Genomic DNA, 16,587 nt, shown 5'->3' on the forward strand with positions numbered 1-16,587 from the left:
TCATCCTGAGCAGCGCGAAGGACCTTCTCACGTTTGAACGAGTCGTTAGTATAACCGTCGTTCAAACGTGAGAAGGTCCTTCGCTGTGCTCGGGATGACAGACGCTTTTTGTTGTCTTACGATTTACTATTTCACCTTATATAGCTTCTCGTAATACTCAGTAGCCATGCGGTTTGACCCGAACGCAGGCTCTACCTCGTGCATGGCGGTTTTCACGATTTGCAGGAATTTCTTTGGTTCCTGGTAATAGGTAGGTATAGCTTCTTGCTCTAGCACGTCGAGCAAAGCGGTAGCCTCCTGATCATCTTTCACCTTCTCCTCATTCTGCATATCAGCGTGAGGAATCACGAAGCCGTTTTCGCCGTGGCGGATAAACTCGGGAATCCAACCGTCGGCGATGCTCAGATTCACGGAGCCGTTCATGGCGGCCGTCATGCCGCTGGTGCCGCTGGCCTCGCGGGGGTAGCGTGGGGTATTCAGCCACAAATCCGAACCCTTTTTCAGCGCTGCTGATAGGCCCAACTCGTAGCCCGTGAGCACTGCGCAGTTTTTGAACTGGCGGGTAGTTTTGATGATGTTGTTGAAGATGCCAATGGCCCCGAAATCCTTGGGGTAGGGCTTGCCAGCCCAAATCACCTGAATGGGCTGATCCGTATTTTCAATAATGCTGCGGAACCGCTCGAAATCGCGCAGGATGAGGTCAGCGCGCTTGTAGGCGGCAAAGCGGCGCGCCCATACCAGCGTCAGCACCTCAGGGTCGAAGAGGTTGCCGGTCTGGTCGGCCACAATCTTGAACAGCTCCTGCTTCAGCTCTTTCTTACGCGCCAGTAAGGCCTCGTCGTTATCAGCTTCTAAGGCCGCGTGCAGGGCCTTGTCGCGCCAGTAGGTGCCGTTTTGGGCGTTGGTGATGGACGTGATGGGGCAAATGCCTTCATAGTGTCCCCACATCTCGTTAGCCACGTCGCCGTGCACTTTCGATACGCCGTTGGCGATGCGTGAGAAGCGGAGGGCCGTGAGCGTGTAGTTGAGCTGCCCGTTTTCGGCGCCCGCTACGCGTACGACTTCCTCGGTAGGCACGGGGCCAAAGAAGCTCATTTTGGCGAGGAGCGCCACGGGGTGCTCCTCGTTGCCGGCCAACTCGGGCGTGTGCGTCGTGAACACGAGGTGCTTCTGCACTTCTTCTAGGTTACGACCAAACTTTTCGTAGAGGTAGAACGCCAGCGGCAGGCCGTGGCCTTCGTTGAGGTGATACACATCCACCTTACGCTCAATGATATCCAGCAGCTTACCACCGCCTACCCCCAGCAGAATGCTCTGGGCCACGCGGGCAGCCGTGTCCGGGTCGTAGAGGTGGTGAGAAATGGTGCGCGAGAGGTAGTCGTTTTCCTCGATATCGGTGGTGAGGAAGAACATGGGCGCCGTGCCAAACGTGTCGGGCGCCAGGTAGAGGGCCTTCACGTACACATCGGCATCGTGAATGGTGATGGGGAACACGATGCCCGTATCCTGCAAGAAGGAGTAGTACTTGTGGCGGAACTCAGCCTGCATCAGCTGGTTCTGGTCGCGGGTCTGGTCGTAGTAGCCATCCGTCCACAGGATGGCAATGCCTACCAGGTTCTGCTTCAGCTCATACACCGAGCGCATGTGCGAGCCGGCCAGAAAGCCCAGGCCGCCAGAGTAGGTTTTCAGCGCCTGATCGAGCGCGAACTCCATGGAAAAATACGCCGCCGAAGTCTCAAACTCGGGGTTGATAGGGTACATGTTCAGGTCAAATGCCATGAAGAGAAAGTCAGGTGAAAGGAAACAGCCGCTTACCAAGCAGGATAGTTGGCGCGGCTAATATCTACAGATTCTGCCCAATAAAAAGCGGAAGCCAATCTATAGAATTGACTTCCGCTCACAACGGGAGAATAGCCTTCAAGGTTTATGGATGACTTTGGCCACCCATGCTTTTGAGCTTATCATAGGTTTGTTGCGACGTTTGATACTGACGCTCTACGGCTTGCTGTACTGGCTGGGGCAGGTCGCCACTTTCGAGGGCTTCTTTGTAAGCTTTCAGAGCCCAATCTTCGCCGTACACGTTGGAATCGAGGATAGCCTTTTCGTCTTTACCGGTTACGGCCGACTTCACATCCATCCAGCCACGGTAGAGCTTGCCTTTGGTGGTGGTGCTATCCTCGCCCTCGCCGCCGTAGTTGCGGGCGAAGCCATTCAGCTCGTCGGCAAACCGCTGGCTCTGGTCGGCCAGCTGCTCGTAATAAGACTTATGTTGCGCGTCCTTGGTGTCTTCGGCGGCGGTTTTATATCCTTCGATGCGGTCGTTGACAAATTCGGTCAGCTCGTTGAGCGTACTGGAAACGTTGGAATTAGAAGCCATACTAATCAGAAGGTTAGTAGTGAAAAAATCGAATTATACACTACTTCGCAAACGGCTGATACTACGGGTGGGTTGAGACAGCCCGCAATTTTGCACCTAATACAATCGCAGCCGATTTATGCTCTGTAGAGACGCTGAGGCAATGGTTGCTGTCGGTACGCTGCCTACCCTGGCATAAGGGGTAAGGCGGTACCGTCAATTCGTTATTTTACACTGTAAAGCGCTTGCAGATAATGCTTTTCATAACAAAAGCATAACGTCCAGCGGGTGAGGCCGGGAGAAATAGGCTGTAGTTTCGCGGCGCCGAATAGGCTTTTGCGCTCTTCTACCCTTCACTTCCTTTTCATGCACTTCTCTTTTCGCTGGCTGGCTGCTCCTGCGCTGGCTCTCTCGTTGCTGGGCTGCGCCCAGCAAGACACCGACCCTACCCCTACCCTGCTTGCCAGCGTAACGTCGGCCAACGTGGCAGCCACTGGCTTCCCTGAAACCTTCGAAACGGGCACCAAAACCGCCTACTCTACCGGCAGCGTCACGCTGGCCTCGGGTAGCTGGACACTGAACGACGCCCTACTTGGCAACACCACCGCCGACCGCAAAACTGGCAGCCAGTCGGCGCGCGTGCGCAATACCGGCTCGCTCACCATGAACTTCAACACCACTGCTGGGGTAGGCGCCGTTACGGTGCAGCACGCCGTGTATGGCACCGATGGCAGCAGCCAGTGGGAGCTGTGGGCCAGCACTAGCAGCGGCAGCTCCTACACCAAGGTAGGCAGCACCATCACCAGTAGCAGCACCGCCCTCAGCACCGCCTCGTTTGCCGTGAACCTGAGTGGCAGCGTGCGTTTGCAGCTGCGCAAGATTTCCGGCGGCACCAACCGTGTTAATATCGACAACATCACAGTTGAGCAGTACGGCGGCACCACTACGCCCCCACCTACCACGGGCGGCAAGAAATTTCTGATTGATGCCTCGCACGGCGAGCTGGCCGGCAACGCCGACTGGGTGCTGGACGTGGACAACGGCGCTACACCGCGCTACCCTACCCCCGCAGCCTCCGGCATCACCAGCACCACCGCCGAAACGTACTGGACCGGCGCTATTTCGGCCTGGGGCGTGGCCCTCGTGAAGCTGGGGCACTCTGTGGAGCAGTTGCCCACGGGTACGGCCATCACCTACGGCAACACCTCTAACCCGCAGGACCTGGCCAACTACAATGTATTTGTGGTAGACGAACCCAATATCATCTTCACGGCGGCTGAAAAAACGGCTATCCTGCGCTTTGTGCAGAACGGCGGAGGCTTGTTTATGATTTCGGACCACGACATCTCAGACCGCAACAACGACGGCTACGACTCGCCCGGTATTTGGAACGATCTGATGCAGAATAACTCCGTGAAAACGAACCCATTCGGCTTCAAGGTGAACCTCGACAACATTGTGGAGGACAGTCCTAATGTGCTCAATAGCACCACCAATCCTATTTTGCGCGGTTCGCAGGGCGCTGTGTCGCAGCTTTCTTTTCACAACGGCGCTACCATGACCCTGAGCCCTACCGCCAACAGCACCGTGCAGGGCCTGATCTGGCGCAAGAGCGTGACCCAAAACACCACCAACGTGATGGCGGCCAGCAGCACCTTCGGCACGGGCCGCGTGGTGATTATCGGCGACTCCTCACCCGCCGACGACGGCACTGGCTCGCCCGGCAACACCGTCTACGACGGTTGGCGCGAGAACGTGAGCCATGCCCGCCTGCACCTCAATGCGTCGCTGTGGTTGGCTAAGGCGCAGTAAGCTATAGCCGCTACTGTATTAAAAAGGAGCCCTGCCGAGTGGTAGGGCTCCTTTTTTTGCATCTACCTAGTAACAGATGCGTTGCTGTTGGCCATTGATAGTTGTTGGGTACCGTGAACCACAGTGGCTTTAGTGGCGCTTCTGCACACCTCTGCAGGAAGCAGTATCTTGCATTTCTTTTCCCACACTGCATGAAAATTTCCCACCTACTCCTCGCCGCCCTACTCTGTGGTAGCGCTGCCCCAGTGGCCACTGCCGCCGCTGTTCCTGTGGAAGCTGTCAAGAAGGCTGCTCCCATTGCCCGCATCGACCCTACCTTTTGGTGGGTAGGGATGAAGAACCCCAAGCTGCAACTACTGGTGCACGGCCCCGGCATTGCCGATAGCAAAGTAGCCCTGGCCGCCTACCCCGGCGTGACGATGGACGGTTTCCAGCGCCTCGAAAGCCCGAATTACCTGCTCGTCAACCTCACCATCGGCCCCGATGCTAAACCGGGCAAGCTGAAGCTGAGCTTCGATGGCAAAAGCAAAACGAAATACGAATACGAGCTGCGCGCCCGCGAAACCGGCAAAGGCCGCGTGCAGGGCGTGAATAGCTCCGATTTCATCTATTTCCTGATGCCGGACCGCTTCGCCAACGGCGATACGAAGAACGACATCATCAAAACGGAGCGCGCCCGCACCATTGCCCGCGACTCGATGTACGCCCGCCACGGCGGCGACCTGAAAGGCATTGAGCAGCACTTCGACTACTTGAAATCGATGGGCGTGACGGCCATTTGGCCTACCCCGGTGGTGGAGAACGACATGCCCAAGGCCAGCTACCACGGCTACGCCCTCACCGACTACTACCAGGTAGACCCACGCTACGGCACCAACGAGGAGTACCGGCAGTTTGTGCGCAACGCGCACCAAAACGGCCTAAAGGTGATTCACGACGTGGTGCTCAACCACGTGGGCAGCCACAACTACCTGTTCCTCGATCAGCCCGCCAAAGACTGGTTCAACCGCTGGCCTACCTTCACGCGCAGCAACTACAACTCGCAGGCCCTCAACGACCCCTACGGCTCGAAGCGCGACCTGGACCTGTATAACCGGGGCTGGTTTGATACCACCATGCCCGACGTAAACCAGAGTAACCCGCTGGTAGCCACCTATATCATTCAGAACTTCCTGTGGTGGCTGGAGTATACGGGCCTCGATAGCTACCGCATCGACACCTACCCCTACTCCGACCCACAATTCCTGATGGCCTGGAACAAGGCGCTGCTGGACGAGTACCCGCAATTGGGCATGTTTGGCGAGGCATGGGTAGGCAGCACGGCGCAGCAGGCGTTTTTTGCCCAGAACATTTTTCAGCCGGTCGATGGGTTTAAGTCGAACCTGCCGGGTGTGCTGGACTTTCAATCGCAAGGCGCCATCTGGGACGCGCTCAAGGAAAAAGGCAACGTAGGCAAGCTCTACGACGCCTTGCAGGGCGACTGGATGTATCAGGATGCCACTCGCAACGTGGTGTTTATGGACAACCACGACATGAGCCGCATCTACTCGGTGATTGGTGAAAGCCTACCCCGCCTGAAGATGGGCTTTGCTTGGCTGCTGACTACGCGCGGCATTCCGCAGCTCTATTACGGCACCGAGATTCTGATGAAGAACTTCTCGAACCCCGACGGTCTGGTGCGCGCCGACTTCCCCGGCGGCTGGAAAGAAGACAAGCGCAGCGCCTTCACCCAAGCCGGCCGCACGGCCCAGGAAAACGAAGCCTACGAGTACGTGCGCACGCTGGGCACCTACCGCAAGGCGCACCCGGTGCTGCAAACCGGCAAGCTGATGCAGTTCATCCCGCAGGACAACATCTACACCTACTTCCGCTACGACGACCAAGGCAACACGGTGATGGTGATGCTGAATGGCAATGAAGGCGAGAAGTCTGTGGACCTGACCCGCTTCGCGGAGCGGCTCAATGGCTATTCTGCCGCTTCGGATATTATGACAGGCACTACTGTGTCGGATTTGAAAGCGGTGAAAGTACCGGGCTACACGGCGCTGGTGTGGGAGTTGAAGAAATAAGAACGGATGCCGCAAAAGTAGAACCGCATTCTTTGACGCCGCCTAATGCCCCTCACCCGTATGAAAACTATCCTGCCAGCCGTAGCCGTTGCGCTTAGCCTGGCCGCCTGTTCCGCTTCCCAATCGCCCCAAGCTACTGTACCTGCCGTGCCGAATACCACTTCCTTAGCCAACGACCCCAATACCACCGCAGAAACGCCCCAGGACCACAAGCTCATCATTTACCAAGTGATGACGCGCCTGTTCGGCAACAAGAACACCACCAACAAATTCTATGGCTCGGTGGAGGAAAACGGGGTAGGCAAGTTCAACGACATCACCAACCCGGCCCTGCAAGCCATTAAGCAGCTGGGCGTAACGCACGTGTGGTACACCGGCGTATTGGAGCACGCCACCATGACCGACTACACTCGCTACGGCATCCCCATAGACGATGCCGACGTGGTGAAGGGTAGGGCCGGCTCGCCCTACGCCATCCGCGACTACTACGACGTGGCGCCCGACCTGGCTGTGAATGTGCCCCGGCGCATGCAGGAGTTTGAAGCCCTGGTGCAACGCACCCACCAAAACGGCCTCAAAGTTCTCATCGACTTCATTCCCAACCACGTAGCGCGCAGCTACAAGTCGGATGTGCGGCCGGCGGGGGTAGTGGATCTGGGCGAGCACGACGACAAAACGCAGGCTTTTAGCCCCAGCAACAACTTCTACTACATTCCGGGTCAGGCGTTTCGGGTGCCGGCGGGCTACAATCCGATGGGCGAGCTGAAAGGCCCCGACGAGGACAAGAAGTACCAAGAAGTGCCCGCCAAAGCCACTGGCAACGACGTGTTTTCGGCCACGCCTACCATCGACGACTGGTTTGAGACCATTAAGCTGAACTATGGCGTCGACTACGCCAACAACCGCCAAACGCACTTTGAGCCCATACCGGATACGTGGCTGAAGATGCGCGATATTCTGCTGTATTGGGCTAAAAAAGACGTGGATGGCTTCCGTTGCGACATGGCCGAGATGGTGCCGGTGGAGTTCTGGGGCTGGGTGATTCCGGAGGTAAAAAAGGTGAAGCCCGACATCATTTTCGCCGCCGAGATTTACAACCCCAAGCAGTACCAGCACTACATCGAAGCGGGCAAGTTTGACTACCTCTACGACAAGGTAGGGCTCTACGACGGTCTGCGCCGCCTGATGTCTGGCCAGGGCACCACCGACGACATCACGCACGTGTGGCGGGAGGAAAGCCGCGGCTTTGCCGGCAACATGCTGCGCTTCCTGGAAAACCACGACGAGCAGCGTATTGCCGCCAAGGAGTTTGCCGGTAACCCCCGCGCCGCTATTCCGGCCATGACCGTGACGGCTACCCTCGCCAACGGCCCCGTGATGCTGTACATGGGCCAGGAGGTAGGCGAGCCGGGCCGCGGCGCCAGCGGCTTCAGCTCCGACGACGGCCGCACCACCATCTTCGACTACTGGGGCGTGCCCGAACACCAGAAATGGATGAACGGCGGCAAGTTCGACGGTGGTCAGCTCAGCGAAAGCCAACGTCAGTTGCGCAGCTTCTACCAGCGCTTGCTCACGCTCACCAGCCAGAGCGACGCCATCCGGCGGGGCCGCTTCTACGAGTTGCAGCAGGCCAACCAAAACACCCCCGGCTATAACCCGCAGCAACTCTACGCCTACCTGCGCTACACTGATAAGCAGAAGTTGCTGATTGTGGTCAACTTCAGCTCCAGCCAGAGCGCCCAAACGCAGGTACAGATTCCGGCGGCCGCCATGCAGGCGATGGGCCTGGAGGACAGCAAGTCTTATACCTACACCGACCTGCTCAACCAAGCGCCCCCCATCGACAACCTCACGCTGACCGTAGCCCCGCAGAGCGCCTGCATACTCGAAATAAAAGCGAAATAATAGCTTGCCGCATCCGTAAACCGTATGCCGGCTTCCTGTTTCAATGGCAGGAAGCCGGCATTTTTGCATAAAGTGTGTACCTTCAAAGTTGCGTTTGCAAACGATTTCGCGCGACTTTTCAACCCGTTCAATTTTTATGGCAGGTAGCACCGTGGCGGCCCCTTCCGCTACCCACAACAAACCCCGACTCTCCTTCTGGCAGATCTGGAACATGAGCTTCGGCTTCCTGGGCATTCAGTGCGGCTTTGCGCTGCAAAACGCCAACATGAGCCGAATTTTCGAAACCATGGGCGCCAACCCCGACGACTTGGCCTTTCTGTGGCTGGCGGCGCCCATCACGGGGTTGCTGGTGCAGCCCGTCATCGGCTACGTCTCCGACCGCACCTGGAGCCCACGCTGGGGTAGGCGCCGGCCGTTTTTCCTGATTGGGGCCGTGCTGGCTTCGCTTTCTTTGCTGGTGATGCCCAACGTATCGGCGCTGTGGATGGCGGCTGGCATGCTGTGGATTATGGATTCCAGCATGAACATTTCCATGGAGCCGTTCCGGGCCTTGGTAGGCGACTTGCTACCTTCGGAGCAGCGCACGGCCGGATTTGCGTTTCAAACGTTTCTGATTGGTATTGGGGCCATTATCGGCTCCTCCCTACCCTGGGTGATGACGCACTGGTTCAACGTGTCGAACGCGCCGGTGCCGGGCCATATCGCGCCATCGTTGAAATACGCCTTCTATATTGGCGGTGGTATCTTCCTGCTGGCGGTGCTCTGGACGGTGTTCAATACCAAAGAATATCCACCGGAAAATCTGGCCGAGTTTGAGGAAGAGAAGCGCCGCACCGCCGGCTTCGCCAACGGGTTCCGTGAGTCGTTTATGGGCATTTTTAACATGCCCCGCACCATGCAGCAGCTGGCGCTGGTGCAGTTTTTCACCTGGTTTGGGCTCTACGCCATGTGGATTTACACCACACCGGCCGTCACCAGCCACATCTACCACACCACCGATACCAGCTCCAAGCTTTACAACGAAGGCGCCGACTGGGTAGGCATTTGCTTCTCGGTATACAGCGGTGTCTCGGCCATTTTTGCGCTGCTGCTACCCTTTGTAGCGCGGGCTACCAGCCGCCGCTTCACGCACATGCTATGCTTGCTGGCTGGCGGCGCTGGCTTGATTTCCATCTTCTTCATTCAGAACCCTACCCTGCTCATTCTGTCGATGGTAGGCGTGGGTATTGGCTGGGCCAGCATCTTGTCGATGCCTTACGCTATGCTGGCCGGGGCCCTACCCGCCAACCGTATGGGCTACTACATGGGCGTGTTCAACTTCTTTATCGTGATTCCGCAGAGCATTGCGGGCTTGGTGCTGGGGCCGCTCACCAAGCACCTGTTTCACGGCGAAACGGTGTATACGCTGGCGCTGGGTGGCGCATCGTTGCTCATTGCCGGCTTGCTGTCGTTGCGCGTGGATGATGCTGATGACGTGCGCGCCGTAGGCGCGGAACCCGTAACCCTACCCGCCACCGCCTATGAAGCCCCGGTAGAATTGGACCCACGCACGTAATTCGCTGGCGTCAAACAACTGTTGAGCACGGAAAAGGGCCTGGACTTGCAGCAGCTGTAAGACCAGGCCCTTTTCCGTGCTCTTGCCCTTGCAGCCCTACGGGGTAGGATGTGTCTGTTTAGCTCGTATCTTCCGACACGTTTTTACAGCAATTCATCTTTATTTTTTCCTACATGATTCGCAAACAGCTTTGGCTATTGGGCCTGGGTACTACGTTGGCCATGCAGCCCGCCGTGGCTCAGAAGAAAACGCCCGTCACGACTCCCAAACCGCCTACTGTGAAAGCGCCCGCTAAGGCTACTGCTGGCGGCGCCAAGCTGGTAGAGAAAGTGACCCGCAAAGGCAATGAGCTGGTAATTCCCTATGAGAAGTACGTGCTGCCCAACGGCCTCACGGTGGTAGTCGCTGAAGATCATTCTGACCCGCTGGTGCACGTAGACGTGACCTACCACGTAGGCTCTGCCAGGGAGCAGATTGGCAAGTCGGGCTTTGCGCACTTCTTCGAGCACATGATGTTCCAGGGCTCCGACCACGTGGGCGACGAGCAGCATTTCAAAACCGTAACGGCCGCCGGCGGTACTCTCAACGGCTCTACCAACCGCGACCGGACCAACTACTACGAAACCGTACCCAGCAATCAGCTCGAAACCGCGCTGTGGCTGGAAGCCGACCGCATGGGCTTCCTGCTGGACGCCGTGACGCAGAAGAAGTTTGAAGTACAGCGCGCAACCGTAAAAAACGAGCGCGGTCAGAACTACGACAACCGCCCCTACGGCCTGGCCCAGGAGCAGATTGCCAAAACGCTCTACCCCTACGGTCACCCCTACTCCTGGCTTACCATCGGCTACCTCGAAGACCTGGACCGCTCGGACGTAAACGACCTCAAGAACTTCTTTCTGCGCTGGTATGGCCCCAACAACGCTACCCTCACGGTAGGCGGCGACGTGAAAGCTGCCGAAGTAGTGAAGCTGGCTGAGAAGTACTTCGGCCCCATCAAGCGCGGCCCCGAGGTGAAGGAGCAGAGCTTGCCGGCCCCCGTGCTCAACCAGGACCGCTACGTGAGCTACGAGGACAACGTGCGCTTCCCGATGCTGCAAATGGTGTTCCCCACCGTGCCCCACGGTCACCCCGATGAGGTAGCGCTGGATGCCATGGCCGAGATTATTGGCGGCGGCAAAACGTCATTGGTATATAAGAATCTGGTAAAAGCCCAGAAAGCCGTGCAGGCGCAAGCCTACCAAAGCAACTCGGAGCTGGCCGGCGAATTTGTGATGCTAGCCATTAGCTACCCCGGCAAAGGACTGGACAGCACGCAAGCGCTGTTCCGCAAAACCCTGACGGAGTTTGAGAAAACCGGTGTGACCGACGAGCAGGTAGCCCGTTTCAAGGCCAGTACCGAAGCCAACGTGGTGAACAGCCTGAGCAGTGTGGCGGGCAAGGTGAGCCAACTGGCTGCCTACCAGACTTACGAGGGCAACCCTAACCAGTTGCCCGTGGAAATGCGTCGCCTGCGCGCCGTCACCAAAGCCGATGTGCAGCGCGTGTACGACAAGTACATCCGCGGCAAGCACGCCGTGATTCTGAGTGTGCTACCCAAAGGCCAAATGGCCCTGGCCGCTGGCAAAGACAACTACACCGTGTCGCAGGCGGGCTACAAGGCACCGAACTATGGCTACGAAGGTTTGAAATACGTGAAGGCCACCGACACGTTCGACCGCAACAAGCAGCCGGCCTCCGGTGCCAACCCCGTGGTGAAGGTGCCCACTATCTGGCAGGATCAGTTTGACAATGGTTTGCGCCTGATTGGCACCAAAAACACGGAAATCCCGACGGTGACCATGCTGATGACCATCCGGGGCGGCCACCGCCTGGAGCAGCAGAACCGCAACAAAGCCGGGGTAGCAGCCCTCACGGCCCAAATGCTGAACGAAGGCTCGGAGAAATACACCAGCGAGGAGTTCTCGGCCGCCCTTGACCGCTTGGGCAGCACCGTGAGCGTATATTCTGGCGACGACAACACCACGGTGTACGTGCAGTCGCTCACCAAAAACTTGCCTGCTACCATGGCCTTGCTGGAGCAGCGCCTGCTGCACCCGCGCTTCGACCAGGCTGATTTTGACCGCTTGAAAAAGCAGACGCTGGAGGGCATTGCCAACCAGACCACCCAGCCCGTAGTCATTGCCAACAACGCTTATTCACGCCTACTCTACAGCCCCGGCGATATTATGTCGGTGCCAGTGAGCGGCACCACGGCCACCGTCTCGGAGCTGACGCTGGACGACGTGAAGCAGTTTTATCAGCAGAACTATGCGCCCAACGTAAGCTACGTGACGGCCGTGGGTGATGTGGACGAAGCCACCGTGGAAAAGTCATTGGCCTTCCTGAAAACCTGGCCGCGTAAAGGCGTAACCATTCCGCCCGGCGAAAGAACCCAGCAGCCCGACAAAACCCGCATCTACTTCATCAATAAAGATGGCGCGGCGCAATCGGAAATTCGGGTGGGCTACCTCACCCCCCTCACCTACGACGCTACCGGCGACTACTACCGCGCCTACCTGGCCAACTACCTGCTGGGCGGCGCCTTCAATTCGCGCATCAACCTGAACCTGCGCGAGGACAAGGGCTACACCTATGGTGCCCGCTCGGGCTTCCAGGGTACGCGCTACATCGGCCCCTACACGGCCTCGGCTGGCGTGCGCGCCGATGCTACTGCCGCTTCGGTGAAGGAGTTTATGAAGGAAATCACCAACTACCGCAACGGTATTACCGACGAGGAATTGGCCTTCCTGCAATCCTCCGTAGGTCAAAGCGACGCCTTGCGCTACGAAACCGGCCAGCAAAAAGCTGGCTTCCTGTCGCGCCTGGTAGAGTATGACCTGGCTCCCGACTACGTAACCAAGCAAAGCGAAATCCTGAAGAACCTAACGAAGGACGACGTGCTGGCCTCGGCTCAAAAGTATTTGCCCGCTGACAAGATGTATATCGTAGTGGTAGGTGACCGGACGAAGGCTTTCCCTGGTCTGGCTGAGCTGGGCTATGACGTGGTAGAGCTGGACGCCAACGGCCAGCGCGTGACTCCCACTGCTACCCCTGCCCCCACCGCCGAAGCTCCGGCCACTACCGCACCGGCCGTCGATACGGACATCACCGTGAAAGAAGGTCGGCGCAAAGCCAAAGCCAAGGACGAGAAAGGCCGCAAGATCAAAGTGAAGCACAAAGCCGGCGACGAGTAGCCGGTTGTTGGGCAATAGATTGCCTGTGGTTGATTACAACAGCGCCCGGTTTCTAAAGAAACCGGGCGCTTTGGGTTGTAGCTACTTAACGTCTCACTTCTACTTACCTTGTTCTTTATCAAGCAACTGTAGCATAATGAAGTTAGGAGTGTGCATAGTGGTTGAGGTGCGTTGCACAAGTTCTGAATGTGAAGGTTTAAATTGCTGCCAATGCGCCTCGCTCATTACCAGATAGCTAAGCTGGTGCGTCTTCATTCGGTCTACTATTTCATTTTCCGGTACAGTAACCACATCCGTTTGCCAGGTAATTCCTCTACGATCGAGATATACCAGCGCCAAATTAGAAGCTGGCTCGCCTAGTACCAATACTTGAGCTGATGCCGGTACTTGCGCGTTGGCCAGCACCTTGGCACCATCTACCATCCAATGGTACATATAGTAATTACTAAAGTCACCGTATGGCTCACGCATTCGTTGCCGATTGCGGCCTGCTCCTACTATCAACAGGCCTGCGACTACAACGGTTGACAGGCCTATTACTAGACATCGTTCAGGACGTTGACCTAGTAAGATGGCAGCGCTAGCTACCAGCAAGGCAGCTAATGGCGCGTAGGGCGCAATGGCGTAGTAATCGTGGTCAATGAACTGTTGTCCCATCAATTCATAAAAGGCCCTACCCCCTACTAATAGTAACGCAAGAAACACCAAAGCAATCCGGTGTTGCCGCCAACGGCTGCGGGAAACTACATACCAAAGCAATGTTAGGACAGCTGCTTTCAACACATCGGCGGCCAGCCAGCTTAAATATTCTGGCCACCACACTTCCCGAATACGGGACCAAATATAGCTGCGGTTACCCGACCCAATTATTGGTCTTGGTACAGCTAAGAATAGCACAGAGTGGTATGCATTATTCAAGTAACGGCTATACAACGTATAGCCTACCAGCGCGCCGCTACTCAGTATAGAAGCAACAAGTAACATCAACCGCTCGCGCCGAGTAAATTGTTTCTGTACAATCACTGCTAACCATAGCAGCAGCAGCACTCCTATAAGATATAGCCCTGCGGATAGTTTCAACAACGTAGCTACGCTCAGCAGCCCGAGCCCCATCAGTATGTCCCGAAACTCTCTTTCCTGGTAATAAAATCGTTGCACGTAATACAGTCCTATTATAGCTAAAGAAGCACTCACTGGATCGGCTAAATAATTACCAGAGTAGTACACGAAGGTAGGCGAAGCCAACAGGAATGCTCCTGGCAATAAGGCTACTATAAATTGCCGCGTGTAATCAAATACACACCGGAATAAATACCAGCAACCCATCACTGTACTGCTGATGGTTAGTAACCGAAAAATCGGGCTAATAGCTGTTCGCCCAAAGACACCACCTAATAGTGCCGCTACGTAAGATACCAGCGGAAACTCTACTCCCGTAATACCGTCTGTTGATTCGAGACTAAAGGTGCGAGGATGCCAAAAATCGAACCCGTAGTCATAGAAACTCAAGGCTATAGCTAGGCGGTCGGCTTGCGCCCATTCGTGAATGCCGCGCGGTAACCAAAGCAAGTAGGGTTGGTACAACACGGCAGCCATGCTAACAAATAGCACTAGAGCACACAGCAACTGGAAGCGCCCTGCAGCCGACCAGGAAGAATATAAAGTAGACGACATACGTACCACAGCAGATCAATGTGCTATTCGGCTTCGCTGATCATTAGATCATGTAAATAAGCTGATTATTACTAGTATCCCGCCGTTAAAGGTAAACATTCAGTATATCTGTACGCCTCCCTAGATAAGTAGCCTGTGGGTAGAGAAAAGCGTATTTTCATTACCTGACAACGGAAACATAAAAAGGTACCGATTCGACGAGTCCCAGATTGTGGCCGTTCTGCAACAGCAAGTCAGCGAGTAGACCGTGGGGCAACTTGTGCGTGAACACCACTTGAAGAAGGCCACGTTTTATATCAGGAAAGTAAGTATGCCGGGGCTAGTGTGACCACGTTGACTCGACTGAAGCATGCAGAAGGAGAGAATCGGAGACTCAAGTAGATGTTCCGATTTGATAGAGAACCAGGCAATTAAGGAGGCCCTGCGCAAAAAGCAAGTAGCCCTATGGGCTTTACGACGCCAGGTAGCGTAGGGTTCGTACGGCAAAAGCTGGAGCCAACGGCGGGCGTATGCGCTGGAGGGGCTCTCACGTGGCAGCTATCTGCCGGTGTAGCAGAATTACGGGTATCAACTGGCGGCACCTTGACGCTTGAAAAAGCGGGCGCCTTGGGTTGGCTCATTCCGGCACGAATTGCTCGATGCTTATCCATTCCGGTCGTTGGCCCACGTACGACAACTTGTAGCCGTACTGCTGCTCGACTACAACACGCAACGGCCCCCTCAGGCTTTGGATATTATGAATTCTCTCGAATTTAAACACTCCGCTTACCCTTTGCTTACGGAATGAGGAGACGTACAAGCTCATACCTATACCAACCAGCTCTCAACGCCTGTGCAATCTGATAAGCTAAGCATTTCACTTCTTCCGGACAATCGCAAACACGCTGACGCCTACCGGAAGAGAAGTATAGCGGAGTAGGACATCTTCTACCTTGAGTAAGGCTGTCAAACCATTATTTAACCAACGTGGAAACTCTTTTAAGTCACCAGTATAGTTGTTTGATTTAGTGCGGCGTGGTAATACACGTTGCAACAGTCGAATAGCAGAAGTGGGAAAAAACAAGAAGGTATTCCAGTACGAGGATCGTTCTAGATGTAGTTCTGCCTGGGTCAGGGCATCGCGCAAGCGGCGCCCAGTGTAGCGTCGGTAATGATGATTTATTTCGTCGTGCTGAGTCCAGAGTAATTGAAACGCAGGTACAAATATGAGCATACGTCCTCCTGGACGGAGCACACGTTTCCACTCTTGAATTGCCTGGTATTCATCTTGGATGTGCTCCAGCACATCGGAGGCGATTACTACATCAAAGGAAGCATCCGGAAAAGCCAGGTTAGCCCCATCCATAACCGATACGTTTTGAATGCCGCGGTCCTTAGCTAAGGCAATAGCTGTTTCACTGATATCAATACCAGTCAAGCTCATGTATCCATCTTCAGCTAACTGTTTCTGCAGTGGACCTGCTGAACACCCAATTTCTAGAATATCGGAGGTATGTGGAATGCGTAGTTCGTTAACCAATTGCCGAACAGTACTACGACGTCCAGCAAACCACCAGTGTTTCTCTTCCAGTTGATGGTATTTCTTTTCGTAAGTCAGGTCCACAAGGCAGAGTAATAATGGTGTTAGGGTTTGGAGGAAGTGTTTGTTAAGTGAAACAAGATAGTGAAGTATATATTGATGTTGACCTAATCTCATTTTTTAGCCTACTTGAAAGTGAAGCGTTAGGCGTTCTAAAGCTTGACAATAAAAGCCGAAGTTACCACCTCGTTGGGTGTTACACTCTGCCACGAGCTGTACGGTTGGAAGACGCTGTGTTCCTGCCACTAGCATTTACATTTTTCCTGCGCGTTAGCGCGTTAGTCAGCAACAAGAGCCAGGGCATGTTCAGACACTCGGCTGAGAAAGCTACCGTCAGGAAATTCAACATACGGGTTATCAGTCGGTTTACTCGTCAGGCTCCTCTGGCGGAGACATGATTAGCG

Annotated in this window: 10 protein-coding genes; 6 read left to right on the forward strand and 4 right to left on the reverse strand. The window is 55.7% G+C overall.

The genetic code is table 11. From position 1 onward, the window contains the following. Nucleotides 1–126 precede the first annotated feature (126 nt). Entirely contained in the window at nucleotides 127–1,779 is a 1,653-nt protein-coding gene (gene glgP, locus J4D97_RS21450) for an alpha-glucan family phosphorylase (protein ID WP_208309371.1), read from the reverse strand. A 145-nt stretch (nucleotides 1,780–1,924) separates the two neighbouring features. Then, complete coding sequence (locus tag J4D97_RS21455; RefSeq protein ID WP_208309372.1) at nucleotides 1,925–2,377, reverse strand: ferritin-like domain-containing protein; 453 nt, start codon at nucleotides 2,375–2,377, stop codon at nucleotides 1,925–1,927. A 345-nt stretch (nucleotides 2,378–2,722) separates the two neighbouring features. On the opposite strand from J4D97_RS21455, the gene J4D97_RS21460 reads away from it, so the two are divergent. From J4D97_RS21460 to J4D97_RS21480, 5 genes are all read left to right on the forward strand, one after another. Then, entirely contained in the window at nucleotides 2,723–4,168 is a 1,446-nt protein-coding gene (locus J4D97_RS21460) for a hydrolase (RefSeq protein WP_208309373.1), read from the forward strand. A gap of 191 nt (nucleotides 4,169–4,359) precedes the next feature. Further along, nucleotides 4,360–6,237 carry a glycoside hydrolase family 13 protein gene (locus J4D97_RS21465; protein ID WP_208309374.1) on the forward strand — a complete coding sequence of 626 codons (1,878 nt, stop codon included), beginning with the start codon at nucleotides 4,360–4,362 and terminating at the stop codon, nucleotides 6,235–6,237. Between the two features lie 60 nt (nucleotides 6,238–6,297). Further along, entirely contained in the window at nucleotides 6,298–8,142 is a 1,845-nt protein-coding gene (locus J4D97_RS21470) for an alpha-amylase family glycosyl hydrolase (RefSeq protein WP_208309375.1), read from the forward strand. 136 nt (nucleotides 8,143–8,278) lie between these two features. After that, on the forward strand, nucleotides 8,279–9,697 hold the full coding sequence (locus J4D97_RS21475) for an MFS transporter (RefSeq protein ID WP_208309376.1): 1,419 nt from the start codon (nucleotides 8,279–8,281) through the stop codon (nucleotides 9,695–9,697). A gap of 173 nt (nucleotides 9,698–9,870) precedes the next feature. Continuing rightward, a complete protein-coding gene (locus J4D97_RS21480; protein ID WP_208309377.1) occupies nucleotides 9,871–12,930 on the forward strand; it encodes a M16 family metallopeptidase in 3,060 nt (1,019 codons plus the stop codon). A 99-nt stretch (nucleotides 12,931–13,029) separates the two neighbouring features. Here J4D97_RS21480 and J4D97_RS21485 read toward each other — a convergent pair whose 3' ends face one another. Further along, on the reverse strand, nucleotides 13,030–14,604 hold the full coding sequence (locus J4D97_RS21485) for a hypothetical protein (RefSeq protein WP_208309378.1): 1,575 nt from the start codon (nucleotides 14,602–14,604) through the stop codon (nucleotides 13,030–13,032). Nucleotides 14,605–15,193: 589 nt separating this feature from the next. Here J4D97_RS21485 and J4D97_RS24060 point away from each other — a divergent pair. Then, nucleotides 15,194–15,391: an integrase core domain-containing protein gene (locus J4D97_RS24060; protein WP_432207225.1), complete on the forward strand. Its 198-nt coding sequence runs from the start codon at nucleotides 15,194–15,196 to the stop codon at nucleotides 15,389–15,391. A 69-nt stretch (nucleotides 15,392–15,460) separates the two neighbouring features. Here the strand turns inward: J4D97_RS24060 and J4D97_RS21495 are convergent, their stop codons facing one another. Beyond that, a complete protein-coding gene (locus tag J4D97_RS21495) occupies nucleotides 15,461–16,207 on the reverse strand; it encodes a class I SAM-dependent methyltransferase (RefSeq protein ID WP_208309380.1) in 747 nt (248 codons plus the stop codon). Nucleotides 16,208–16,587: the final 380 nt, after the last annotated feature.

It is taken from the genome of Hymenobacter defluvii (genome assembly GCF_017589435.1).
GTDB lineage: Bacteria > Bacteroidota > Bacteroidia > Cytophagales > Hymenobacteraceae > Hymenobacter > Hymenobacter profundi.

Excerpts from the sequence above, each read along its gene's own strand:
- J4D97_RS21460 (WP_208309373.1), top strand. The coding sequence starts at position 2,723 with ATGCACTTCTCTTTTCGCTGGCTGGCTGCTCCTGCGCTGGCTCTCTCG.
- J4D97_RS21465 (WP_208309374.1), top strand. The coding sequence starts at position 4,360 with ATGAAAATTTCCCACCTACTCCTCGCCGCCCTACTCTGTGGTAGCGCT.
- J4D97_RS21455 (WP_208309372.1), bottom strand. The coding sequence starts at position 2,377 with ATGGCTTCTAATTCCAACGTTTCCAGTACGCTCAACGAGCTGACCGAA.
- J4D97_RS21480 (WP_208309377.1), top strand. The coding sequence starts at position 9,871 with ATGATTCGCAAACAGCTTTGGCTATTGGGCCTGGGTACTACGTTGGCC.
- glgP (WP_208309371.1), bottom strand. The coding sequence starts at position 1,779 with ATGGCATTTGACCTGAACATGTACCCTATCAACCCCGAGTTTGAGACT.
- J4D97_RS21485 (WP_208309378.1), bottom strand. The coding sequence starts at position 14,604 with ATGTCGTCTACTTTATATTCTTCCTGGTCGGCTGCAGGGCGCTTCCAG.
- J4D97_RS21470 (WP_208309375.1), top strand. The coding sequence starts at position 6,298 with ATGAAAACTATCCTGCCAGCCGTAGCCGTTGCGCTTAGCCTGGCCGCC.
- J4D97_RS21475 (WP_208309376.1), top strand. The coding sequence starts at position 8,279 with ATGGCAGGTAGCACCGTGGCGGCCCCTTCCGCTACCCACAACAAACCC.